The organism is Caldanaerobacter subterraneus subsp. tengcongensis MB4, from assembly GCF_000007085.1.
GTDB lineage: Bacteria > Bacillota > Thermoanaerobacteria > Thermoanaerobacterales > Thermoanaerobacteraceae > Thermoanaerobacter > Thermoanaerobacter subterraneus.
Genome location: NC_003869.1, coordinates 841,523 through 865,120 on the forward strand (window position 1 = coordinate 841,523; position 23,598 = coordinate 865,120).

A 23,598-nucleotide genomic window follows, 5' to 3' on the forward strand; every position below is an offset into this window, starting at 1 on the left:
CCCTCCTCACTTGGCAGTATGCTAGCTGATTTTACTTTCTGACAGCTGATCTTTATACTGCAGCATATAGAGGTTGTAGTAAAGGCCTTTTTTCTGAAGAAGTTCCTGATGAGTTCCTATTTCTCTTATGCGGCCTTTGTGAAGGACTATTATTTTGTCAGCGTGCTGTATTGTGGAAAGCCTATGGGCGATGACAAGCGTAGTGCGCCCTTTTGTCAATTTTTCAAGAGCGTCCTGTATCAGCCTTTCTGTTTCTGTGTCTATGTTTGCTGTAGCTTCATCTAAAACTAATATCTTGGGGTTAAATGCTAAAGCTCTAGCGAAAGCTAAAAGCTGCCTCTGACCTGCTGAAAGGGTTGACCCTCTTTCTGTGACCTTTGAGTTATATCCTTCTGGGAGTTTTTTTATGAACTGATGGGCATTTACGTACTTCGCTACTCTGTATATGTCGTTGTCAGTTATGTTTTTGTTATTTAGCCTTATGTTTGACTTTATGTCTCCTGTAAACAGGAATACATCCTGAAGGACTATGCCGATGTGTTTTCTCAAGTCTTGCTGCCTTACTTTTCTTATGTCAATTCCGTCAATTAATATTTCTCCTTTTTGAATGTCGTAAAATCTGCACAAAAGGTTTATTATAGAAGTTTTACCTGCACCTGTAGCTCCAACAAAAGCCACTGTTTCTCCGGGATTTACTTCAAAAGATACATCTTTTAGCACCCACTCTTTGCCATTGTAAGAAAACCACACGTTTTTAAACTCAATTTTCCCTTTAACTTCCTCAAGGGGAATGGGGTCTTCAGGGTCTTTAACTTCCTCTTTAGTATCTAAGAGAATGAATATTCTCTCTGCAGATGCCATTGCTGACTGAAGTATGTCGTATTTTTCAGATATGTCGAATATGGGCTGAAAAAGCTGTTGAAGGTAATTTACAAAAGCGTACAGCACGCCAAATTCTATTTTCCCAGCGATTATATCTCTGCCTCCATACCATATCAAGAGGGCTAGAGTGAGAGAGTAAATGACGTCCATAGAAGGGCGGAATATAGCAAATATTGTAAGCTGTCTCATGTTGGCGTCGTAGTACTCTTTGTTGATTTTTTTAAACTCCTCCATTTTTTTGTTTTCCGTCACAAAAAGCTGAACTATTTTCATGCCGCTTATGTGTTCTGAAAGAAAGGCATTTATCCGGGCAAGTCTCACTCTCACAAGGCGATATGCCTGAGAAGCAAGCTTTCTGTAAATGTACATTCCTGTCAGTATCAAAGGAGTGGTAGATAGAGCGATAAATGCAAGCTTTAAGTTGTAACTCACCATGGCTATGACGATTCCCGCGATTATGAACACATCATTAAATAGGTTTGTTATGACACTTGTGTACATTTCATTTAAAGTGTCTGTATCATTTGTTACGCGAGTTACTAACCTACCAACAGGGTTTCTATCAAAAAATGATAGGGAGAGTTTTTGCAGGTGTTCAAAAATTTGCTGCCTTAAGTTAAATATTATTTTTTGACCTGTGTATTGGATGAGGTACACCTGCCCATAATTTATCAAAAATGCTACTGTTATTATTACTATGTACAGACTTCCAATTCTTATTACACCTTGTATCGCCTGTTCTTTGGAGATGTGGGGATTGTTTATGTAGTTATCTATTGCTTGCTGTACAAGGTAAGGCCTTAAGAGGTTTGAGACGGTTACAAGTAAAATTGCTATGACTCCTATTAGTATATAAAACCAATAAGGCTTTGCATAGGTAAGGAGACGTTTCATTATTTTCCAGTCAAAAGGCTTTGCCATGATTTCTTCTTGCTGGTATTCCATTTTTATCACCTCAGCCTTCTTTTTGTATAGCTTCTTCTAATTGCTGTTTTTCATATATGCTGTAATACAAACCTTTTAAATTTAGCAGTTCTTCATGGGTACCTCTTTCTACTATTTCGCCCTCGTCAAGAACTATAATTTCGTCTGCATTTTTGATGGTAGAAATTCTGTGGGAGACTATTATGGTAGTTCTGTCCTTCATAAATTCTTTTAAATTATTAAGTATCCTTTCTTCGGTGTTGGTATCTACTGCGGAGAGGCTGTCATCAAGTATTAAAATCTTTGGATCTTTTATTAAAGCTCTGGCGATGGCTATTCTCTGCTTTTGACCTCCTGATAGGGTTACACCTCTTTCACCGACAACAGTGTCGTACTGCTGAGGAAATTCTACTATGTCTTTATGCACATCCGCCATTTCAGCGAATTTCTGTATCTTTTCCAGAGGTTCTTCTTTTGTAAAGGCTATGTTGTTAGCGATCGTGTCAGAAAAGATGAAGTTATCCTGAGGCACAAAGCCGATATTTTCTCTTAAAACTTTTAATGGTATTTCGTTTATATCATGTCCATCTATGAAGATTTTGTCACAAGGTACGGTGTAGAGTCGCGCTATTAAGTTTACTAAAGTGCTTTTTCCACTTCCTGTTTTTCCAATTATAGCAAGAGTTTTGCCTCTGGGGATTTTTAAGTTTATGTTTTTCAATACAGGAGGTAAGTCTTTTTTGTATGAAAAGGTCAGATTTTTTATCTCTATATCTCCTTTTATTGTAGTAATATTTGGATCAGCAAACTTGTCAGTTATCTCTGGCACTTCATTTAATATCACATTGATTCGCTCCATGGAAGCAGCCCCTCTTTGAAATATATTTATGACCCAGCCAAAAGCCATCATGGGCCATATGAGCATGCCGAGGTAAGCAGTGAAAGCGACAAATTCGCCAAGACTTATCACACCTCTTATTACCTGAGTTCCACCGTATAAAAGAGCTATTGTAAAGCTTAAAGCTGCTAAAAACTGCACTGCCGGGTCAAATAGACCCCATATTTTAATCATGTTCATATTGGCAAGAAAATTTCTAAAATTTTCCTGACGGAAATTTTCTATTTCTTCTTTTTCTTGGACAAAAGCTTTTATGACTCTTATCCCAGAGATGCTTTCTTGAACTTTATCAGTTAACGACGCAAAAGCCTCCTGAACTTTTGTGAACCTTGCATGGATTATTTTTCCAAATCGGTTGACTACCAGAGCCAGAACTGGCAGAGGCAAAAGGGCAAATAGGGTCAGTTTAAAATTAATAGTAAAAATCATTATGAGGATGATTGTGATGCTTAAAAATGAAGCATCTATTGACATTATTATTCCTGGCCCTGCTGCCATTCTTATGGCGTTTATGTCATTTGTGGCATGGGCCATTAAGTCTCCAGTCTTGTGTTCATGATAGTACTGAGGAGATAAGGTTAAAAGCTTGGAAAACAGGTCTTCTCTTAAGTCTTTTTCTAAAAGCCTTGACATTCCCATTATTTTAATGCGCCAAATAAACCGAAAAGCAAAAACTAGTAAAGATATACCTATTATCCATAAAGAGTAATTTAGTAATATTTTTGGAGTTAAATCTTTACTTTTAAATAAATCGGTTACACTGCCAAGTAGATGAGGAATTATCATCTGAAGCAAGTCTACTCCTAATAAGAAAATGATTCCAATTATGTAATCCCATTTATGCCTCTTTATAAAAGGAATGACTGTTGTGAAACTCTTCATAATATCTCCCCCTTGAACTGTCTCTCATCTTTCTAAGAGGCATAATATTATTATAACGTAAACCTTTAAAATTTCAAAAAATTTATTAAAACTATATTGCAATATGAAAAAATGTGATATAATAGGTATTGGTTAAAATTGAATAAAATTTTGTGGGATGGAGATGAAATACCTTTCTACCTTTTAAGAAAATTAGCAGCATTTTGCGCTTGAGTTTGCGCAAAATGCTGCTTTTCCTTTTACTCTTCGAAAAAGCCCTTCTTTACAATTTTTCCTTTTCTTATCATAAATTTGCCTCTCGCTATGACTGAATGGATATTTAAATCTTCGTCCAGTATGACTATGTCAGCGTCAGATTTTTCGGAAATGCATCCTTTTCTGGGGTATAAGTTCAATACTTTTGTCACATTTTCTGTTATTATTTTTATCCCTTTTTCAAGGGGGACAATGCCTTCTATAATTGCTTCTCTTAAATCTCTGTAGAGTGTATCTGTGCTCCCTACCATTACTTTTACCAGTTTTTTGTTTTCGTCAAACACAGGTATGCTGCCGTTGCTATCAGAGCTCATTGTGACTTTTTCTATTGGAAGCTTGTTTTCCAGGACTTTTTTAATCGCCTCTTTTGGGGTCAAAGCTGTTTTCGAATGGGGGTCAGGTTTTATGTCAGAGGTAAGGTCTATCGTTCCTCCCATTTCTATAAATTTCAAGCCATGTTCAAATAAATGAGATGCCCTGTTTATGTGAGTTGGAACAAACTGGGTAATAGGTATTTCGGTTTTTTCTACAATTTCAAAAATAGGAGAAAGGCCTCTTATACCGTCTCCCACGTGAAGGTGCACTATTCCGGGTTTGCCACCTAGAAGTCCTCCAACTCTGGCTTCTGCTGCTAGTTTTGTTAAATCTTCTACTGTAGGCTGTGCAGACCTGTGGTCCGAAATCGCAATTTCACCTGTACCGATGACTTTGTCAATCAAGACGAGGTCTGACCTTACACTTCCTGTGAGGGTGCGCGTAGGTATCTCGTAAGCTCCTGTGTAAATATAAGTTGTTATTCCCTCCTGTTCTAGTGCTCTTGCTTTTGCGAGAAGCGAAGCCATTCCACGCGTTATTCCGTCTGTCCCCAAAAGCCCTACCACAGTAGTTATTCCGCCTTTTGTTATATCTGATAGAGTTATTTCTGGAGTTCTGGTTGAAGGACCACCTTCTCCGCCTCCCCCTGCTATGTGAACGTGCTGGTCAATAAAGCCGGGTACAGCTATTAGGCCTTCTACTTCTTCTACTATTTCTACATCTCCAAATTCTTTAAAAGGTTTTATTTCATCGGCTATTTTTATGACTTTCTCGCAACATATGAGTATGTCTTTTTTGCCTATTGGTTCTGGGGAGTAGACGTTTAATCCTTTTAGCAAAAGAAACATAATAATCCTCCTTTCCATATTAGTTTTCCATCCGTATATCAATATTATAACAGACCGGTGGCAAAAATTAGAGAAGTGGCCGGGAACCTGCCAGAGCCCGAAAAGCAAGCCTTTAGTTTTGTGTGTCTGCAACAATGACTTTGCTAACAACCCGAATTATACATAGTGTAAAATTATCGTAGGATTTTTAAAGTGAAAAAACAAGAGACAACCCCTGTGATAAAATAGATTGTGGAAAACAAAAAACACGAAAGGGGTGTCTCTTGTGAAAAAACATATTTTTGAGGATATTATACTACAAAATGCTCTAAATTTCACTAGGGAAATGATGAATGTTTTTGAGGATTTATTAAAGAATGGAATGAATATTACAGAGCTTGTAGCAAGGATAAAAGAACTTACGGACAAACTAGGTAGAGAGGCAATAGAAGCAATTATTGAGGAGTTAGATAGGATAATAAAAGAAGACAAGAGAAGGAAAGAAAAATGGGTAGTAGAGAGGAAAGATAAAAAGAGATTAACGACAGTCCTTGGGGATATTGAATATGAGAGGACATATTACAAATCAAGGGAGGATGGTAGATATACATATTTAGTGGATGATGCATTAGAGATAGGACGGCACGAGAGGATAGAAAAGGGAGTAAAAATAAAGTTAGTAGAAAATGCGATAGAAGAATCATACGAGAAAAGTAGCGAGAAAGCATGTCCAGAGAAAATAAGTAAACAGACGGTATTAAACGCAATAAGGGAAATAGGAGAAGTAGAGGTGAAGAGAGAAATAAAAGAGAAGAAGGAAGTAAGGGTTTTATACATAGAAGCAGATGAAGACCATGTACCTTTACAAGATGGCAGCAGTGAAACACCGCGATTGATATACATACATGAAGGTAGGGAAGAGAAAAACGGAAGGAACGTACTGAAGAATGTGTATTACAAGGCATACGTAGGAGAGAAAGCAGAAGACATATGGATAGATGTAGCGAATTACATAGAAGAAAATTACAAGGAAGAGAAGATAGAGAAGATATACATAGCAGGAGATGGAGCACCATGGATAAAAGAGGGATTAGAATGGATAGTAAAATCAAGGTTTGTGTTAGACAGATATCATTTAAACAAATACGTATTAAAAGCAACATCAAAAGAGCCAAAGTATAGGGATAAGATATGGAGAGCAATAAATGAAGGGGATAAAGAAGGAGTGAAGAAAATATTTGGTGAGTTAATAAAGATAGCAAAAGAAGAGAAAGAAAAAGAAAAGATAAAGGAAGCGAAGAGATACATACTAAACAATTGGGAAGGGATAAAGATATACAGTGAAGACGAAGATGTAATAGGGTGCAGTGCAGAAGGGCATATAAGCCATGTATTTTCTGCAAGACTTAGCAGGAATCCATTAGGGTGGAGCAGAGAAGGATTAAAGTTAATGGCGAAATTAAGGGTATTTAGCAAGAATGGAGGAGACTTAAGAGAAGTAGAGTGGGGCAAGAAAAAGAATATAAATGCAGGAAGTTACAAATTAACAGAGAAGCAAATAAAAGAGGCAGTAAGGAGAGTTAAAACGTCTACAAATGAAAAAATAAACAATATTACGGTTTTGAATATAGGGAAAGTAACGCCAATATATAGGGTTTTAAGAGCATTAAAATATGCACAAGTTATATAAAGAACATGATAAAACGAAGCCCTGAATTAATTAAGTTTCAGGGGTTGTCTTAAAAAAATCCTACAGTATCTTGACACTATCCCGATTATAATTCATTTTGAAAAAGGATAGAATTTTTGTTATGATAAATATAGAAAATTGTAACGATACAATTGTGAGGGGAAAGTATGAATAAAATTGTTATTGACAGGAACAAAGAGACACCAATATACCTTCAGCTTTACTCTCAGCTCAAAAGGTTTATAGAAAATGGGAGCTTGCCACCTGGGTATAAGCTTCCAACAATAAGGAGCATGGCAAAAGAGTTGGGAGTCAATATTATAACTGTGGTCAATGCTTACAGGCTTTTAGAAGAAAACGGATATGTGTACACCAGAGTGGGAAGTGGAACTTACGTCTGTGAGGGCATTCAGAGGGATAGAGATTTGATAGAAGATATTGAACTTTCTGAGCACAGAGAGATACCTGTCAAAAAGGGGACTATAAATTTTGCCTCTTCATCCTTAAATCCAGAACTTTTCCCTGTGGATGAGTTTGCAGAGCTTATAAACAGAGTATTAAAAAGGGATAGAGGGTATGCTTTTGAGTATCAGGACAGCAGGGGATATAAGCCTTTAAGAGAGTCTATCCTCAAGTTTGTGAGGCTTTATGGAATAGAAACGGGAGTTGAAAACATTCAGGTCATCTCAGGAGGCCAGCAGGGGATAGACGTTGTGTCAAAAGCTTTGATCAATTTTGGTGACACAATAGTCGTAGAAAGACCCACATATTCATGGGCTTTAGCCTCTTTTCAATCGAGAGGAGCAGATATTCTAGAGGTAAATTTAAATAAAGACGGAATTGACATAGAGGATCTGGAAGATAAATTGAAGAAATTTAAGCCTAAGTTCATATACGTGATGCCGAATTTTCACAATCCCACAGGTATTTTATATAGCGATGAGAAAAAAGAAAAACTTGTAGGGCTGGCGGAGAAGTATGAAACTTACCTTTTAGAAGATGACTTTGCAATTGAATTATCTTTTACAGAAACAGATGTATTCCCTCTCAAAGCTTTTGATAAGTACGACAGGGTGATATACCTAAAAAGCTTTTCTAAGGTTCACATGCCGGGATTGCGTCTTGGATTTATCATAGCCCCGGAAAAACTTGTGAGCAGTTTTCTCAAGGCAAAATATGTTACAGACCTCACTACTTCTGGGCTGATGCAGAGGGCTTTCGATTTATATTTGAGGGAAAACATCTGGAAGAAACACATTGAAGAAGTGAAAGGCGTAATGAGAGAAAGGTTTGAAAAGATGAAAGAAGGGCTTACCCAGTTAAAAAGCTATTTTGAGTTTGATATTCCAAAAGGAGGTTTTTACTACTGGGTAAAGCTTAAAGATAACTGGAAAGCGGTAGACTTTTATCAGAAATGTCTTGAGAGAGGGTTATTGGTAGTTCCGGGGGATATGTTTTTTGGAATAAAAAAAGAAGACAATTTTCTGAGATTAAGTTTTGCCTCATGCGATGTGCAAGAGATAGAAAAAGGAATTGAAATATTAAGACAGGTTTTAAGCGAAGGGCAGAATGAAAATGAGATGTATCTTCCTATAATATAAAACAGGAGGAGGATAAAAAGGTCACTCCTCTACCTTTTTATCCTCCTCCTGAGGGAAAGATTTGGACATTTTTGATTTGCCTTCAAAAACAGCTCCTTCTTCTATTACTAAATTTTGGACTTCAATATCTCCATATACTTTTCCAGTAGATGTGATCTGCAATTGGCTCTTTGCCAGTATGTTGCCTTTAACCTCTCCTGAGACAATCACATTGTCGGATGAGATATTTGCTTGAATTTTTGCGCCTTCCCCTATAATCACATTTCCCTTTGTTTCTATTTGTCCGCTGAAATTGCCATCTATTCTAAGAGTACCTTCAGACCTTATGGTTCCTTCAAATGAGGTGTTTTTCCCTATTACAGTATCAATTTTTTCAGGATTTATTTCTACCTGGCTCTTTTTCTGAAACATGTTAATTCCCCTTTGCTAGATATTTCATCGGGTTTACAGGGCTTCCATTCGCCCTTATTTCAAAATGGACGTGAGGTCCTGTGCTTCTTCCCGTGTTTCCTGATTTAGCTATTACATCTCCTCTATTTACAGTTTGTCCTACTTTTACGAGGATTTGAGAATTATGGCCGTATACAGATTCAATACCATATCCGTGGTCGATTATTACCGCTTTGCCGTAGCCTGCAAGCCACCCTGCGTATACTACGACACCCTTTCCTGCGGCTTTAACCGGTGTTCCTATGTGAACAGATATGTCGATCCCCGGGTGAAATTCATATCCATATCCAAAAGGGTTTTTTCTCATTCCAAAAGGGGAAGTTATAGTACCGTATACGGGGTAAGCCGAGGGAAGAGCTGCTAAATAGTTAAGCCGAGCTTCTACTTTTGATATCAAATCTTTAAAGTCTTCTGTCTTCTGGTCAATTTCTGATAAAAGCTCTGTGGTTGTTTGGTTGTCGTAAGATATTGTGCTATCTGATGGAAGAGTTCTTGTTACATTTCCACGGCTTGTAGTGGGAGAGGCAAGTCCTACCATTCTCCTTATTTTTTCTTCTAATTCTGTGAGATTTTTAATTTTTTCATTTACCATCTGGGCGTTTTTGTTAAGAGCTGCAATTTTTCTGTCTTGTTCTTCTTTTATCTGTGTGAGTTGGGATATCTGCATGTCTTTTTCCAGTATTACAGTGTAAAGATGAGCGGTAGTTTTGCTGAAATATACTAAAGATATTGTCGCGGTTAATATCAAGGCTACGGCCACTGTTGAAACGGCCTTTAAAAGGGGAATGGATAGCTTTATAGTTTTTATTTGCCGGTTTGAGTCAGGAATGACCATTATGTTTATGTACTTTTGCCTTTTTTTAGCCATTTTTACCCCCACCCCAAAAAAATGGACAAATATATATTCTATATCCATACCTAAAAATCCTGCCTGAAAATCAAATTTTAAATTTTGTTAATATTTAAAATAATTTTTGTGGTATAATCAAGGGAGAGATTTTTGAGTTTTGAGGTGGAGTATGAGAAAGGGAGTTGTTCTGGGATTCATATTGAGCATAGGGGCTATTTTAGCAAATATCATAGTAAATGGATTTTTTACATCTTATATTTACTATAGCAATTACCTTTTATTGATAGGGACTGGAGTGGGACTTTTAGGAGGTATTCTCTATGTCCTTTACTGGATAAATGATTTAAAGCTTGTGAAGAAGATATACTATAAAGAGGAGTTACCAGAGAGAAGGGAAGAGATAAAGTACATGAAGGAATGGGGAAGTTATTTGATAATAGCGATGTTTGTCATGTGGTTTATGTCCTTTTTGTTTGCGCTACCCTATTATTTTTTGAGGGAATAAATTAAAAATTAAAGGAAGATACTATTAGGAGAAATATATAAATGGGTGGTGGGATTGTGGTCAGCACTGAGCAATTGAAAGCTGTTGGAAGAAGTTGTGAAGACTTTGAACTCGACCAGTCTCTTTACGGGAATAGCTTTGTCATGTCTGTCACGCCTCAGGAGAGGAGCTGTGAGATATGCAGGCACTGGGATGTCAATAAAAAGGAGTGCAGGATTGGCGTGTTTGATGAGGTGCTTTCAAGCCTGGATCAGAGTTAAAATTTAAAAATTTTAAAATTCAGCAGGATTTTTTTTGTTTCTGTCGAATAGGAATATACAAAGAAGGTTTGAAAAGAGTGGGATGAAGCGTGGTTACAGTATCTTACAATTTAATAATGAAAAAGAAGGCGGGGTTTTACCTCGCCTTTTTGATTTTATTGTGATAAAGGATTAACGTGAAAAGGAGGGGGATTATGAAAAAAGTTGTGATTGATGGCAATAATTTGACAATAGAGGATGTGGTAAAAGTTGCAAGAGATAAATGGGAAGTTGTGTTAAGTGAAGTGGCGAAAGAGAGAATTGTCCACTCAAGGGAGATAGTTGATAGATATGTTAAAGAGGGGAAAGTGGTGTACGGCATTACTACGGGTTTCGGGAAATTTAGTGACGTGGTAATCTCTAAAGAGGATACAGAAGCGCTCCAAAAGAACCTGATAATGAGCCATTCTTGCGCAGTGGGAGATCCATTGCCTGAAGAAGTAGTGAGAGCCATCATGCTTTTGAGGGCAAATGCTTTGGCTAAAGGTTTTTCAGGAGTGAGGCTAGAAACAGTTGAGACGCTAATTGAAATGATAAACAAAAATGTGGTGCCTGTAATTCCAGAAAAGGGTTCGCTGGGGGCTAGTGGAGACCTTGCGCCTTTGGCTCATATGGTATTAGTTATGATAGGTAGGGGAGAGGCTTTTTATGCTGGAGAGAGAGTATCTGGAGAAGAGGCCATGAGGAGGGCAGGAATACCTACCATTACTTTAAGCTCAAAGGAAGGTTTGGCACTTATAAATGGGACTCAGGTGATGTCAGCATTAGGATGCCTCAATGTATATGACGCAAAAAGGATAATTGCCGTTGCTGATGCTGTGGCTTCTATAACTTTGGAAGCTTTGAGGGGAATAATAGATGCCTTTGATGACAGGGTTCAGATGGTTAGGCCTCATAAAGGGCAGATTGTATCTGCCAAAAATGTGAGGAAAATGGTGGAAGGAAGTGAACTTATAACGAGGCAGGGAGAAATTAGGGTGCAGGATGCCTATACATTAAGGTGTATTCCTCAGGTACACGGCGCTGTGAGAGATGCCATATCCTACATTGAACGGGTTTTAGGTGTAGAGATAAATTCTGCTACTGACAATCCGCTGATTTTCCCCGATGATGGTGAAGTAATTTCAGGAGGAAATTTTCACGGCGAACCTGTAGCCCTTGCAATGGATTTTCTTTCCATTGCCCTTTCAGAAATTGCAAATATTTCTGAAAGGCGAATTGAAAGGCTGGTCAATTATCAGCTGAATGATTTACCGCCTTTTTTGACGGAAAAAGGGGGACTTAATTCAGGGATGATGATTGCACAGTACACAGCAGCCTCTCTGGTTTCTGAAAATAAGGTGCTTTCTCATCCAGCTTCGGTGGATTCAATTCCTTCTTCTGCTAACCAGGAGGACCATGTCAGCATGGGCACAATCGCAGCTAGAAAAGCAAGAGAGGTTCTTAAAAATGTGACTACAGTTCTAGCTATAGAGCTTCTGACAGCCTCACAGGCATTGGAATTTAGAAAAGGGTTTAAAAGAGGTAAAGGGACAGATAGAATATATAGGTTGGTGAGAGAAAAAGTAAATCCTCTTGTTGAGGATAGGGAACTTTATATTGACATAAATGCTTGCTTTGATATCATAAGGTCAGGGAGGATTGAAGAAGTTTTGAAAGAGGAAGGAATAATGCTTGAGTAGGTGAATTTAGTGAGGAGAATAAAACAGTATTTGAAGGCAATAAGAGCGTGCGTTTCAGAAGAGGACTATAAGTTTTTGCTTAGAGTGCTCAGCAAAAAAGAATTGAGCTATTTTAATAGATTTCCTGACTTTGAAAAAAGACATGCACTGGATGTCTGCTATTATATCATTGACAAATACGGTATAGAGGATGAGGACTTGATAAAGGCCGCGCTTTTTCACGATATAGGGAAGACAGAAGCCAAGATTACTCCTAACAAAAAAGCGATAGCGGTTATTTTAGAAAAAATCCCTTTTATTGCAAATTTTCTAAGAGGATATTTTTTCTTTTTGGAAGTGTATTATAACCATCCAAAGTACAGCGCAAAGATTTGCAGAGAAATGGGCCTCAGTGAAAGGGTTGTATATCTTGTAGAACATCATCACGATTTTGAAACTTTAGATGAAGATGTAAAAAAACTTCAGGAAGCGGATAAAAAGAGCTAGAGAGGTCTTCTCTAGCTCAGACTGTTGACAAAATATCGGGAACCCGTTATTATGAGAAGGGTTCCTTGTTTTTTATGAAGCAAAAGAGGAGAGGAGAAGGAAGATGTTATCAAAGAAACAGGATGCAAGACATCAAATAGAATTTGTAAGCATAGATCAATTGGTACCAAAAGATCACCTTTTAAGGAAGATAGAAAGAGTTATAGATTTTAGTTTCATATACGATTTAGTAAAAGACAAATATTCCGAAGATCACGGCAGACCAAGCATAGATCCAGTAGTATTGATAAAAATACTGTTCATTCAATATCTTTTTGGGATACCATCGATAAGAAGAACAATAGCAGAAATAAAAACAAACGTGGCATATAGATGGTTTTTAGGGTATGGGCTAACAGAAGAAATACCTCATTTTTCAACATTTAGCCAGAACTACATAAGAAGATTCAAAGGGACAGACATATTTGAGAAAATATTTACGAAGATTTTAGAAGAAGCAATAAAACATGGGCTAGTAAATGCAGAGGAAGTATTCATAGATTCAACCCATGTAAAAGCAAGTGCCAACAAGAAGAAATACACCAAAGAAATAGTAGAACAAGAAGCCAGGACTTATCAAGAAAAACTAGAAGAAGAAATAAACAAAGATAGAGAAGCTCATGGCAAAAAGCCATTAAAGAAAATCAAGAAAATAAAGACGAAAGAAGTGAAAGTAAGCAAAACAGACCCAGATAGCGGAATGTTAAACAAAAACGGAAAAGAAAAATGTTTTGCATATTCCTTTCACACAGCCTGCGATAAAAACGGATTTGTATTAGGAGTAAAAGTAACAGCTGCAAATGTCCACGACAGCGTAATGTTTGAAGAAGTATTAGAAGAAGTTGAAAAGAGGGTAGGAAAACCGAAAGCAATAGCAGTAGATGCAGGCTACAAAAATCCGTACATATTAAAGACAATATTTGATAGAGAAATAATACCAGCAGTGCCATACACAAGACCAAAAACGAAAGACGGTTTTATGAAAAAACATGAGTTTGTGTATGATGAATATTATGACTGTTACATATGTCCACAAAATGAAATATTAACATATGTTACAACCAACAGAGAAGGATATAGAGAGTACAAATCAAATCCAGAAAAATGCAAGAATTGTCCTTTAAGAGAAAAGTGTACCCAAAGTAAAGACTACACAAAGAGGATATTCAGGCACATATGGGAAGGATATGTAGAAGAAGCAGAACACCTAAGACATACACCTTATTGTAAAGAAGTATATGAGAGAAGGAAAGAGACAATAGAGAGAGTGTTTGCGGACTTGAAGGAGAAGCATGGTTTGCGATGGACAACATTAAGAGGGAAAGAAAAATTGTCCATGCAAGCGATGCTTGTTTTTGCTGCCATGAATTTAAAGAAAATGGCAACATGGTTATGGAGGAGGGGCAAGAGCCCTTTGGGTACTTTAAATTTTTATCCATTATTTGGAGTTTTAAAGAAAATTTTATCCAGATATATACAGCTCCTGCTTTCGGAACTAGGAAAACAGGAGCTTAAATTTTGCTTTGTCAACAAACTGAGCTAGAGAGGTCTTCTCTAGCTCAATCGTTTATGTGTATGAATCTATATACCACTCTTTTATCCCACCCCAAATCAAAAGGAACGTGATATCGGTCAGAGGTGTGGGTGTTTACAACGGGGATGCCCATTGAATCAAAACCTGTCACTACTGCAAAATGTACTATTTCCCCTTTTTCCTCATAGCATATCAAATCTCCTTTTTCTAAAGCCCTTATGGCCCCCTGAGGGTATTGCTCTGTGGGCTTTACCATATCGAGGTAGTGACCTTTTGCAATCAATTTTCCTTTTCCAGTGTAAATTAAGTAGTTGAATAAAGCAGGAGCTTGAGCCCATGCGGTGGAAGCGTCTTTTCCATTGAAAAACCACACATTGTCCATTGGGAGACCTCCTCCTTCATGGAGGACTTGGGATACAAAATTAGTACAATCTCCTCCTACTCCATAATAATCTTTGTACTTCGGATTGTACTCGTAGTTGTTGCCACTTCCCCAGGCAGCTCCAGCGTATTTGTCGGCATAGGCTACAGCCCCTTCTCTGTCATACTTTCCTTTTTTCTTGGGCTTTTGTTCCATCTCTTCCTGAGGGATTGAAGTAGGTGCAGCCTCTGGGATTATACCTTCTGCAGGGCTTGCGTCTATGTAGGCAGAGTCCTCGTCTAGTGGGTCGTAGTACCAATCCCTTCTTATGAGCCATTTTCCGTCCACTTTTACAAGTTGTATTGAGTGCCTTATGCCAAGCCCCATCAGGTTTACCACATCGCTTTTTGCGTTGTAAGCATAGCCCATTTTCATCGTCTCAATTGCGTACACCCATATGGAATTTTCTCCTGCCTTTATATTTTTTATCCTATAGAAGGATTCAGCTTCTGTAAACTTTAAATTCCGCTTTTCAGACCAGCCTTTGACATACTCTATTCTTCTCTTCTCGTGGTCTAAAGCCCATTTTCCATAGGTGGAGGATTTATCGTAAAAGTATTCAATCTCTCTTAAATCTTGGTTTAATAGGGCTTTTCCCCTTTGTTTAAAGAATTCATCCAATACGGCTTTTACTTCTTCTTTTCCGTTGGAAGTAGCTTCTATAGTTCTGTTGAAGAAATTTATTGAGAAGTAACTGAGAAGTGCGAGAAAAATTACTAAAGTTATTATTTTAGTAAATTGTTGACTTTTCAACGCCTTACCTCCTTGCAGTTGAATTCAAGATAATAATATGAAATCGGCAAGATTATTATTCATTGGCAATTTTTAAGCAATTTATGTTATAATTAGAGTAAGAATATGGAGGTGAAGGATTTGATCGAATTAAAAAATGTTTCTAAATCTTATAACAATGGCAAAATAAAGGCTGTTGACGGCCTTAACCTTGTGGTGAATCCTGGGGAAATATTTGGCTTTTTAGGGCCAAATGGGGCAGGAAAGACTACCACTATAAAGATGATAGTCGGAATTTTAAAACCAGATGAGGGGGAGATACTGGTAGATGGAATTGATATACAAAAAAATCCAATAGAAGCAAAAAAGAAAATAGGATATGTGCCTGATGAGCCGTACATATATGACAAATTGACAGGGCTTGAGTATTTAAACTTTATAGCAGATGTGTACGGCATTTCGGAAAAAGAGAGAAGAGAAAAGCTGGAGTATTTTCTTGAGATTTTTGAGTTGAAAAATGCCATAGGTGACCTTATACAGAGCTATTCTCATGGAATGAAACAGAAACTTCTTATAACTGCGGCGCTATTACACAGCCCTTCTGTGTGGATATTGGATGAACCCATGACAGGTTTGGACCCCAGATCTTCTTTTTTACTAAAAGAACTTATGGCAAATCATACAAAAGCGGGCTTCACCGTCTTTTTCTCTACTCATATACTGGAAGTAGCAGAAAGGCTGTGTGACAGAATTGCGATAATAAATAAAGGGAAAATTGTAGCCTGCGGCACTATGGAGGAAATAAAGAAGCAGCATGAATGGGAGTCATTAGAAAAAATATTTCTGGAGCTGACGGAAAAATGAAGAAATTTATATCTCTTCTGAAAACGCAAATTAACTCCTATTACGGAATTTCTGCGATAAAATACAAATATTTTGTAGAGAAAAAGCAGCGGTGGGAGTTGGACCTTGCTATATTTGGAATTGTAGTAGGAGTAGCTGTCTTTTTGTTTATTTACGTGATGCAGCTAGAAGGATTATTTGCAGCAAGCATTGCTTTAAATCAGCCTCAGTTGATGCTCGCAATAGTGTTGTTTTTAGGGCAGATAGTCACTTTAATATTTGGCTTTTTCTGGGTTATATCTGTGTTTTACTTCTCCGATGATGTAAAAATTTTGCTCCCACTTCCACTGCAGCCTTATGAAATTTTGCTTTCTAAATATACAGTAATTCTTGTAAATGAATATGCTGTGCTGGCTTTGCTGTTACTCCCGGCAATAGGGATATACGGTATTGGGACTGGTGCAGGGATTTTGTATTACTTGATTGCTCTGGTGGTGTTCTTATTTTCACCTGTAATACCTCTTTCCATAGATTCCATCATCGCTTTGTGGCTCATGAGATTCACAAATTTGAGGAAGAAAAAAGACTTTTTTACGGTTTTAATAAGCATATTAGCTTTGATGTTTTTCTTTGTTTTTCAGTATTTTGTAAACAGAAATCCTCAGTATACTGACAAAGATGCTGTAGTTGATTTTCTCATCAAAAATGCAGACCTCGCTAAAATGGCAACCAAAAGCTTTCCGCCATCTCTCTGGGGAGCTTATGCCATGTCAGATTACCACAGTTTATACGGATTTTTCAACTTGCTTTTGTTTATAGCTGTTTCTTTGATATTTACTGGTTTTCTTGCGTTATCTGCTCAAAAAGTGTATTTTAAAGCTTTAATGGCGGGTCAGGAAATTGGAGCAAAAAAGAAAACTGTGGCTTTGGAAAGGAGTATGAAAGCTTCTGGAGCTTTGAAAGCACTTATATTGAGAGAGTGGAAGCTTTTTATAAGGGTGCCAGTTTACGCCATGAATGTGCTTCCTGTAGCTATAATAGTGCCTTTTATATTCTTTATCTCTTTTGTTGGCAATCCACAAATGGGGCTTGAAAAAGCTGTCCAGTATACTTCTTCTCCAACAAATTGGTTTTGGGTTTCAATTGTAGGGCTTTTGGTTTCACTATTTCTTGCGGGGAGTACTAGCCTTTCTTCTACAGCTTTTTCAAGAGAAGGCAAGATGTTTTATATTTCAAAAATTTTACCTATTTCTCCCTCTCTTCAGCTGAGAGCTAAACTAATTTTAGGGAGCCTTGTATCAATTTTTGTAATCTTACCGAGTTATATAATTGGCTGGTATATTTTTAAAATTCCGCTTGTGACTGTAGCTATAACTGTGTTTTTGAGCTTGCCAGGTGTTTTGCTGATAAATATACTTGGACTTTTAATAGACTCTGCAAGGCCGTTTTTCGATTGGGATAACCCTCAAAAAGCCATGAAAGGCAATGTAAATGTGCTTTTTACTCTCGTTTTGACTCTTTTGTCTCTCCTAATTATTTTAACCATAATTTTCTTACTTAAAACTTTTAATGTGTCAGAAATATTAATTGCTATTTTGATAGAAATTTTGATAATACTGGCAGATTTAAAACTTTATTCTTTAACAAAGGATTTTGCAACAAAACTTTATTTTGAAAAAGAATAGGGGGTTTTTAAAAATGAGCAAAAAGGCATTAGGAGGAATTGTAATATTGGCTCTTGTGTTTGCAATAGTCCTTGCTTCTTTATTTTTAACCCAGCCTTCTACAGAGAGCCAAAAAACGGTTTCCTCTAACACTATAGGAGTTGTAACGATTGAGGGAGTAATAGGAGACTTTTCAAACATACTTGGAATTCCTCAGTTTACGCCTGATCCAGTAGAGCAGATAAGAAGAGCGCAGGAAGATAACACTGTAAAGGCAATCGTTGTCAAAATAAACAGCCCTGGAGGTTCTGCAGCAAAGTCTGTAGAAATATACACAGAGCTTAAAAGGTTAAAAGAAACAGGGAAAAAGGTGATAGTTTCAATGGGAGATGCAGCTGCATCAGGGGGATACATGGCGGCCTGTGGCGGAGACATAATAGTGGCAAATCCGGCTACAATAACTGGAAGCATTGGGGTTATAATGCAGTATACAAATTATGAAGGACTTTACGATAAATTGGGATTAAAAGAAATCACAATAAAGAGCGGTCCTTATAAAGATATGGGTTCTCCTACGAGAGATTTGACTCCGGAAGAGAAAAAGATATTGCAGGGGATTATAGATGATACTTATGAACAATTTGTAGAGATTGTATCTGAAGGGAGAAAGATGCCCATAGAAAAAGTAAAAGAATTAGCAGATGGCAGAATATTCACAGGAAGGCAGGCTCTTAAAGTTGGTCTTGTGGATAAATTAGGGGATTTTTACGATGCGGTTGACATTGCAGCAAAAGAGGCTGGCATACAGGGCAAACCCGTGTTAAAATATTACACAACTCCAAACCCTTTGAGTATACTTTTTGGAGGCGGGGCAAAGAGCAATTTAGAAGGCACGGGACTTGAGATATTAAGGCTTTTGTTTATTGATAAATGGAGCTTAAATTACAAGTAGAGATGAGTTTGTTATGTGAGGATAAAGTTTATGTTTTATGAAATAGATGGTGTCTTTTATGACAAAGAAAAATTAAGTGAGTTTGTGAAAGAATACGAGCATTCCTGTAATAAACTAAAATGGCATTTGCAAAAATAAAACCCTCCTGGTAAAAAGGAAAGTGAAAAGGAAAGGGGGTAAAAAATGATACATTATATTTATCTTGATGGTATAAATGCACTTAAAGAGTTAAATTGGGAGGCATTTTTAAATAATTATCTTGAAAAGAATCGATTAGTTATAAAGGAATATTGCAATAATTTCTTTTTCACAAAAGAGGTGCCATGGGAAAGATGCATTGAAGAGTATAAAAAGCATTGGTTTGAAGAAAGTAAAAATAGGGAAGATTTGTTTTCTAAGTTTAATGAAGAAAAAATACGCTTTAATGTACCTAAGGGGATAGATAAAATTAAAGAAGTTTTTCCAGAAGCTGAAGATATAGATGTGTATGTGCTTATAGGGCTTTACAGTAGCAATGCTTTTCAATATTTTCTTGAAGGTCGACCTGCTTTAGGTTTAGCAGTAGAGGCTTGTGGGACGACTTTTTTTGGTATACCTATGCCTTATGAAGATATACCTTTATGGCTTTCTCATGAAATAGGCCATGCACTTCGCTATAAAAATCATTCACATCATTTGGCAAAATGGCTTTACCAAAATGGTCTGAAATTAGATAAAGCATTGGAGGAACTTCCGCTTTTTGAATTTTTAATTGATGAAGGCTTAGCAGTTATGACTACAAGATGGGGTTTTCCTGAAGAGCCTTTGCATAAAGTACTAGGATATACAAAAGATGTTTACCACTGGTGTGTAAATAATGAAAAAGAACTTTTGAGTAGGTTAAGAAATATTTGGGATAAACCTCCAGGTAAAGAAGAGTATTTTAGATATTTTAGTGGATATGATGAGAGTATTCCTCCACGCACAGGATATTATATTGGAATGCGCCTTATAGAAAGTTTTATTGAAAGGCACCCTGAAATAGATAAAAGTGAGCTTTTTACAATTCCTGCAGAGGAAATAGTATCACCGTCGTCATAGTGTAAAATCAAGTTAATAATTTCCGAAATGAATGAAGGAGGTTTTTGTCTCAGACATAAACCTCCCTCCCTCCCTCTATTATCTTTTATTTTCTCTTAATATCTTAGTTTTTCTTTAATTTTCTCATCACAACAAGAGCATCTCATGGCTTATATTACCATTTCTTACTTATCTAACCATTAAATGGGTAAGCTTAATAAACCTCATATCCTATTTCCATATTATGGCGGGATAGCTCCACTTATCTCATGGGGTTTACCCTCCCATGTCTCACTGGATCTTAGTCCTTAATTCCTTCGTTCTACCTGCCATGAGGTGGATGTCATTTCTGCTCCATTGCAGGGTCTTTGCCCGTATGGTGATTATTTTTATGACAATTCCCGCTCTTGTTGTCAATATCCCATCTCTTGATTGGTTGTTTTTGTCTTATTCCTTCTTTTACCTTTTATGTCACATCGTTCACACTTTCGCTTTTCATAAAAATCAATTTCTTCTTAAGGGTCAGCTCTTTAGATGTGACTAAGTTAAAGCTGAAGAGAAGATGATTAACCCTTAATTGATTTGATAGTATGTTGGCACTTTTTATGCAGCTTCCTGTAAGCCTGGCCTCTTTATGTCCTTCATCATCTTGATTGGGTCATATTTTACTCCTTTCTTTAATATGACATAAAATATCCTTATCAGTTTGTTGCACAATACTATTAGTGATTGCTTCTTTTTTAGCGGGTTTTGCGCTCTGGTGGTGTAATATTTGTGTAGTTCACGAAATTCTTCGTTTTTTGCGACCAAGGCCATTACTGCATTAAATAGCACACTCCTCAATCGCTTCCTCCCTCTTTTACTTATTGTCGTTTCTCCTTTATGCTTACCAGAGCTATTTTCTATTAGGTTTAATCCCCCTAGTTTTTGTATCTGTTTTGGATGTTCATATTTTTCAATATCTCCTACTTCTGCAATAAAACCTGCTACTGTGTTTACTCCTATCCCTTTGATTTCTAGTAGTTCTTTAACCCCTGGTATCTCAACTATTAATTCTTCCATCTTCTTCTCTATTTCTTCAATTTGTTTTTTTAAAAATTCGTATTGTTCAATGAGAGTCTTTATCTCGTATTCCGCCATCTTTATGCCCTGCTTCTTCCCTATGCTCTCCTTAGCAGTTTCTATCAGCTTTATAGCCCTTTTTTCTCCTACCCCTCTTTGTACTTCTTTCTTCCATATCGATATTATTTCTTCAGCACTCTTTTTTGCTATCTTCTCAGGCGTTGGAAATTCTCTTAATGTGATAAGTGCTGCTTTCCCTTCCCAGTCTGAAAATACGGTGTTAAACTCTGGAAAGTATATGTCCAACCATCTTGTTATTTGATTTTTTGTCATCCCTATTTGTTTGTTCAACCTCTCTTTTATGTCCATCGCTACCCTTAATTCCGCATATACTCCTTCAGGTATTATCGGCTCTACATATCTCCCGTCTTTTACTAGCATTGCTATTGTTTTTGGGTCTTTCTTATCGCTTTTTGTGGGAGAATTGTCATCTAATTCTTTGCTCATCTTTACATGAAATGGATTAACCAATACTACCTTTATGTTATTGTCTTTAAGGTATTGGGCAAAACACAGCCAATATTGCCCTGTCGGTTCTATCCCTACTATTAGTTTGTTTTTCTTATGTCTCTCCATCAAGTCTTTTGCCCAGTTAAGAAATTTTGTCATACCTTCTCTATTGTTTTCAAATCTCAGGTATTTCCCATATTCTACTCCTCTGTAGTCAAATGCTCTGGCATAATGGCTTTCTTTTGCTATGTCTACTCCCGCAATTAATGTGTCTCCATAGTGTAAAATTATCGTAGGATTTTTAAAGTGAAAAAACAAGAGACAACCCCTGTGATAAAATAGATTGTGGAAAACAAAAAACACGAAAGGGGTGTCTCTTGTGAAAAAACATATTTTTGAGGATATTATACTACAAAATGCTCTAAATTTCACTAGGGAAATGATGAATGTTTTTGAGGATTTATTAAAGAATGGAATGAATATTACAGAGCTTGTAGCAAGGATAAAAGAACTTACGGACAAACTAGGTAGAGAGGCAATAGAAGCAATTATTGAGGAGTTAGATAGGATAATAAAAGAAGACAAGAGAAGGAAAGAAAAATGGGTAGTAGAGAGGAAAGATAAAAAGAGATTAACGACAGTCCTTGGGGATATTGAATATGAGAGGACATATTACAAATCAAGGGAGGATGGTAGATATACATATTTAGTGGATGATGCATTAGAGATAGGACGGCACGAGAGGATAGAAAAGGGAGTAAAAATAAAGTTAGTAGAAAATGCGATAGAAGAATCATACGAGAAAAGTAGCGAGAAAGCATGTCCAGAGAAAATAAGTAAACAGACGGTATTAAACGCAATAAGGGAAATAGGAGAAGTAGAGGTGAAGAGAGAAATAAAAGAGAAGAAGGAAGTAAGGGTTTTATACATAGAAGCAGATGAAGACCATGTACCTTTACAAGATGGCAGCAGTGAAACACCGCGATTGATATACATACATGAAGGTAGGGAAGAGAAAAACGGAAGGAACGTACTGAAGAATGTGTATTACAAGGCATACGTAGGAGAGAAAGCAGAAGACATATGGATAGATGTAGCGAATTACATAGAAGAAAATTACAAGGAAGAGAAGATAGAGAAGATATACATAGCAGGAGATGGAGCACCATGGATAAAAGAGGGATTAGAATGGATAGTAAAATCAAGGTTTGTGTTAGACAGATATCATTTAAACAAATACGTATTAAAAGCAACATCAAAAGAGCCAAAGTATAGGGATAAGATATGGAGAGCAATAAATGAAGGGGATAAAGAAGGAGTGAAGAAAATATTTGGTGAGTTAATAAAGATAGCAAAAGAAGAGAAAGAAAAAGAAAAGATAAAGGAAGCGAAGAGATACATACTAAACAATTGGGAAGGGATAAAGATATACAGTGAAGACGAAGATGTAATAGGGTGCAGTGCAGAAGGGCATATAAGCCATGTATTTTCTGCAAGACTTAGCAGGAATCCATTAGGGTGGAGCAGAGAAGGATTAAAGTTAATGGCGAAATTAAGGGTATTTAGCAAGAATGGAGGAGACTTAAGAGAAGTAGAGTGGGGCAAGAAAAAGAATATAAATGCAGGAAGTTACAAATTAACAGAGAAGCAAATAAAAGAGGCAGTAAGGAGAGTTAAAACGTCTACAAATGAAAAAATAAACAATATTACGGTTTTGAATATAGGGAAAGTAACGCCAATATATAGGGTTTTAAGAGCATTAAAATATGCACAAGTTATATAAAGAACATGATAAAACGAAGCCCTGAATTAATTAAGTTTCAGGGGTTGTCTTAAAAAAATCCTACAGTATCTTGACACTATCATGTGTCTCCCGTTACTTGCAAAATCTTTTCATTTTGTTTATACTTCATTTTAGGTACCTCCTGTTTATTTTGATAATTCGAGGTAAGTTCTTAAACTTACACTCTGTATTTTATCAGGAGGTACTTATTTTTTCAAAGTCCATTCTCCCTTATTTTTTATTCATTACAGGAATGCTCTATATAAGTTTTATTTTAAAAAGAATGCATTTCTATCCAAGAGGTTACCCTTCTATTTACCTGGTTACCCAAACTGTGCAAAACTGTGCAGTTTGGGCAGCTGGGGTATTTGTAGTCCGCCCTTCAGACTTTCCCAGTCCCAGCAGGCGGTATTTGGGAAAGCCATAGCCCCTGCCCCAAGAAGCAGGAACTCG

General features: G+C 36.9%; 20 protein-coding genes. 13 read left to right on the forward strand and 7 right to left on the reverse strand.

The genetic code is table 11. The features are described from left to right. Nucleotides 1-21: 21 nt before the first annotated feature. From TTE_RS03995 to iadA, 3 genes are all read right to left on the reverse strand, one after another. The gene (locus TTE_RS03995; protein ID WP_011025226.1) at nt 22-1,827 is read right to left on the reverse strand and encodes an ABC transporter ATP-binding protein; all 1,806 of its coding nucleotides are present in this window, start codon (nt 1,825-1,827) and stop codon (nt 22-24) included. 10 nt (nt 1,828-1,837) lie between these two features. Beyond that, nucleotides 1,838-3,586: an ABC transporter ATP-binding protein gene (locus TTE_RS04000; RefSeq protein ID WP_011025227.1), complete on the reverse strand. Its 1,749-nt coding sequence runs from the start codon at nt 3,584-3,586 to the stop codon at nt 1,838-1,840. 239 nt (nt 3,587-3,825) lie between these two features. Beyond that, the gene (iadA, locus tag TTE_RS04005) at nt 3,826-5,004 is read right to left on the reverse strand and encodes a beta-aspartyl-peptidase (RefSeq protein WP_011025228.1); all 1,179 of its coding nucleotides are present in this window, start codon (nt 5,002-5,004) and stop codon (nt 3,826-3,828) included. A 265-nt stretch (nt 5,005-5,269) separates the two neighbouring features. Here iadA and TTE_RS04010 point away from each other — a divergent pair, with 265 nt between their 5' ends. Continuing rightward, nucleotides 5,270-6,673, forward strand: coding sequence for an ISLre2-like element ISTte3 family transposase (locus TTE_RS04010; RefSeq protein WP_011024560.1), 1,404 nt, complete (start codon nt 5,270-5,272; stop codon nt 6,671-6,673). A 167-nt stretch (nt 6,674-6,840) separates the two neighbouring features. Next, nucleotides 6,841-8,274, forward strand: a complete 1,434-nt coding sequence (locus TTE_RS04015) for a PLP-dependent aminotransferase family protein (RefSeq protein ID WP_011025229.1) — start codon at nt 6,841-6,843, stop codon at nt 8,272-8,274. Between the two features lie 21 nt (nt 8,275-8,295). Here TTE_RS04015 and TTE_RS04020 read toward each other — a convergent pair whose 3' ends face one another. Together TTE_RS04020 and TTE_RS04025 are read right to left on the reverse strand one after the other, a co-directional pair. Next, nucleotides 8,296-8,685: a bactofilin family protein gene (locus TTE_RS04020; protein ID WP_011025230.1), complete on the reverse strand. Its 390-nt coding sequence runs from the start codon at nt 8,683-8,685 to the stop codon at nt 8,296-8,298. 1 nt (nt 8,686) lies between these two features. Beyond that, the gene (locus TTE_RS04025) at nt 8,687-9,592 is read right to left on the reverse strand and encodes a M23 family metallopeptidase (protein ID WP_011025231.1); all 906 of its coding nucleotides are present in this window, start codon (nt 9,590-9,592) and stop codon (nt 8,687-8,689) included. 151 nt (nt 9,593-9,743) lie between these two features. On the opposite strand from TTE_RS04025, the gene TTE_RS04030 reads away from it, so the two are divergent. The 5 genes from TTE_RS04030 to TTE_RS04050 all read left to right on the forward strand — a co-directional run bounded on the left by TTE_RS04030 (nt 9,744) and on the right by TTE_RS04050 (nt 14,128). Beyond that, entirely contained in the window at nt 9,744-10,079 is a 336-nt protein-coding gene (locus TTE_RS04030) for a hypothetical protein (protein ID WP_011025232.1), read from the forward strand. Nucleotides 10,080-10,120: 41 nt separating this feature from the next. Then, a complete protein-coding gene (locus tag TTE_RS04035; RefSeq protein ID WP_011025233.1) occupies nt 10,121-10,339 on the forward strand; it encodes a hypothetical protein in 219 nt (72 codons plus the stop codon). Nucleotides 10,340-10,533: 194 nt separating this feature from the next. Then, the gene (gene hutH, locus TTE_RS04040; RefSeq protein ID WP_011025234.1) at nt 10,534-12,060 is read left to right on the forward strand and encodes a histidine ammonia-lyase; all 1,527 of its coding nucleotides are present in this window, start codon (nt 10,534-10,536) and stop codon (nt 12,058-12,060) included. A 9-nt stretch (nt 12,061-12,069) separates the two neighbouring features. Continuing rightward, a complete protein-coding gene (locus TTE_RS04045; RefSeq protein WP_041587123.1) occupies nt 12,070-12,546 on the forward strand; it encodes an HDIG domain-containing metalloprotein in 477 nt (158 codons plus the stop codon). 103 nt (nt 12,547-12,649) lie between these two features. After that, nucleotides 12,650-14,128 carry an IS1182 family transposase gene (locus TTE_RS04050; protein ID WP_011025236.1) on the forward strand — a complete coding sequence of 493 codons (1,479 nt, stop codon included), beginning with the start codon at nt 12,650-12,652 and terminating at the stop codon, nt 14,126-14,128. Between the two features lie 16 nt (nt 14,129-14,144). Here the strand turns inward: TTE_RS04050 and TTE_RS04055 are convergent, their stop codons facing one another. Then, nucleotides 14,145-15,293, reverse strand: coding sequence for an amidase domain-containing protein (locus TTE_RS04055; RefSeq protein WP_011025237.1), 1,149 nt, complete (start codon nt 15,291-15,293; stop codon nt 14,145-14,147). A 120-nt stretch (nt 15,294-15,413) separates the two neighbouring features. On the opposite strand from TTE_RS04055, the gene TTE_RS04060 reads away from it, so the two are divergent. From TTE_RS04060 to TTE_RS04075, 5 genes are read left to right on the forward strand one after another with little or no spacing between them, the layout of a single operon-like run. Beyond that, entirely contained in the window at nt 15,414-16,136 is a 723-nt protein-coding gene (locus TTE_RS04060; protein WP_041587124.1) for an ABC transporter ATP-binding protein, read from the forward strand. Further along, on the forward strand, nt 16,133-17,800 hold the full coding sequence (locus TTE_RS04065) for a putative ABC transporter permease subunit (protein ID WP_226990160.1): 1,668 nt from the start codon (nt 16,133-16,135) through the stop codon (nt 17,798-17,800). The genes TTE_RS04060 and TTE_RS04065 overlap by 4 nt, the downstream gene beginning before the upstream one ends. Before the next feature lie 13 nt (nt 17,801-17,813). Next, on the forward strand, nt 17,814-18,731 hold the full coding sequence (sppA, locus tag TTE_RS04070; RefSeq protein ID WP_011025240.1) for a signal peptide peptidase SppA: 918 nt from the start codon (nt 17,814-17,816) through the stop codon (nt 18,729-18,731). A gap of 15 nt (nt 18,732-18,746) precedes the next feature. Next, the gene (locus TTE_RS14475; protein WP_268741120.1) at nt 18,747-18,869 is read left to right on the forward strand and encodes a hypothetical protein; all 123 of its coding nucleotides are present in this window, start codon (nt 18,747-18,749) and stop codon (nt 18,867-18,869) included. 45 nt (nt 18,870-18,914) lie between these two features. Continuing rightward, on the forward strand, nt 18,915-19,811 hold the full coding sequence (locus tag TTE_RS04075; protein ID WP_011025241.1) for a DUF2268 domain-containing protein: 897 nt from the start codon (nt 18,915-18,917) through the stop codon (nt 19,809-19,811). 582 nt (nt 19,812-20,393) lie between these two features. On the opposite strand, the gene TTE_RS04080 is transcribed toward TTE_RS04075, so the two are convergent. After that, nucleotides 20,394-21,653: an IS110 family transposase gene (locus tag TTE_RS04080; RefSeq protein WP_041587295.1), complete on the reverse strand. Its 1,260-nt coding sequence runs from the start codon at nt 21,651-21,653 to the stop codon at nt 20,394-20,396. A gap of 88 nt (nt 21,654-21,741) precedes the next feature. Between TTE_RS04080 and TTE_RS04085 the strand changes: the two genes are divergently transcribed. Continuing rightward, on the forward strand, nt 21,742-23,145 hold the full coding sequence (locus tag TTE_RS04085) for an ISLre2-like element ISTte3 family transposase (protein WP_011024560.1): 1,404 nt from the start codon (nt 21,742-21,744) through the stop codon (nt 23,143-23,145). Nucleotides 23,146-23,598 lie beyond the last annotated feature (453 nt).

Coding starts and splice junctions, on each gene's coding strand:
- TTE_RS03995 (WP_011025226.1), bottom strand. CDS start 1,827: ATGGAATACCAGCAAGAAGAAATCATGGCAAAGCCTTTTGACTGGAAA.
- TTE_RS04000 (WP_011025227.1), bottom strand. CDS start 3,586: ATGAAGAGTTTCACAACAGTCATTCCTTTTATAAAGAGGCATAAATGG.
- iadA (WP_011025228.1), bottom strand. CDS start 5,004: ATGTTTCTTTTGCTAAAAGGATTAAACGTCTACTCCCCAGAACCAATA.
- TTE_RS04015 (WP_011025229.1), top strand. CDS start 6,841: ATGAATAAAATTGTTATTGACAGGAACAAAGAGACACCAATATACCTT.
- TTE_RS04020 (WP_011025230.1), bottom strand. CDS start 8,685: ATGTTTCAGAAAAAGAGCCAGGTAGAAATAAATCCTGAAAAAATTGAT.
- TTE_RS04025 (WP_011025231.1), bottom strand. CDS start 9,592: ATGGCTAAAAAAAGGCAAAAGTACATAAACATAATGGTCATTCCTGAC.
- TTE_RS04030 (WP_011025232.1), top strand. CDS start 9,744: ATGAGAAAGGGAGTTGTTCTGGGATTCATATTGAGCATAGGGGCTATT.
- TTE_RS04035 (WP_011025233.1), top strand. CDS start 10,121: ATGGGTGGTGGGATTGTGGTCAGCACTGAGCAATTGAAAGCTGTTGGA.
- hutH (WP_011025234.1), top strand. CDS start 10,534: ATGAAAAAAGTTGTGATTGATGGCAATAATTTGACAATAGAGGATGTG.
- TTE_RS04050 (WP_011025236.1), top strand. CDS start 12,650: ATGTTATCAAAGAAACAGGATGCAAGACATCAAATAGAATTTGTAAGC.
- TTE_RS04065 (WP_226990160.1), top strand. CDS start 16,133: ATGAAGAAATTTATATCTCTTCTGAAAACGCAAATTAACTCCTATTAC.
- sppA (WP_011025240.1), top strand. CDS start 17,814: ATGAGCAAAAAGGCATTAGGAGGAATTGTAATATTGGCTCTTGTGTTT.
- TTE_RS04075 (WP_011025241.1), top strand. CDS start 18,915: ATGATACATTATATTTATCTTGATGGTATAAATGCACTTAAAGAGTTA.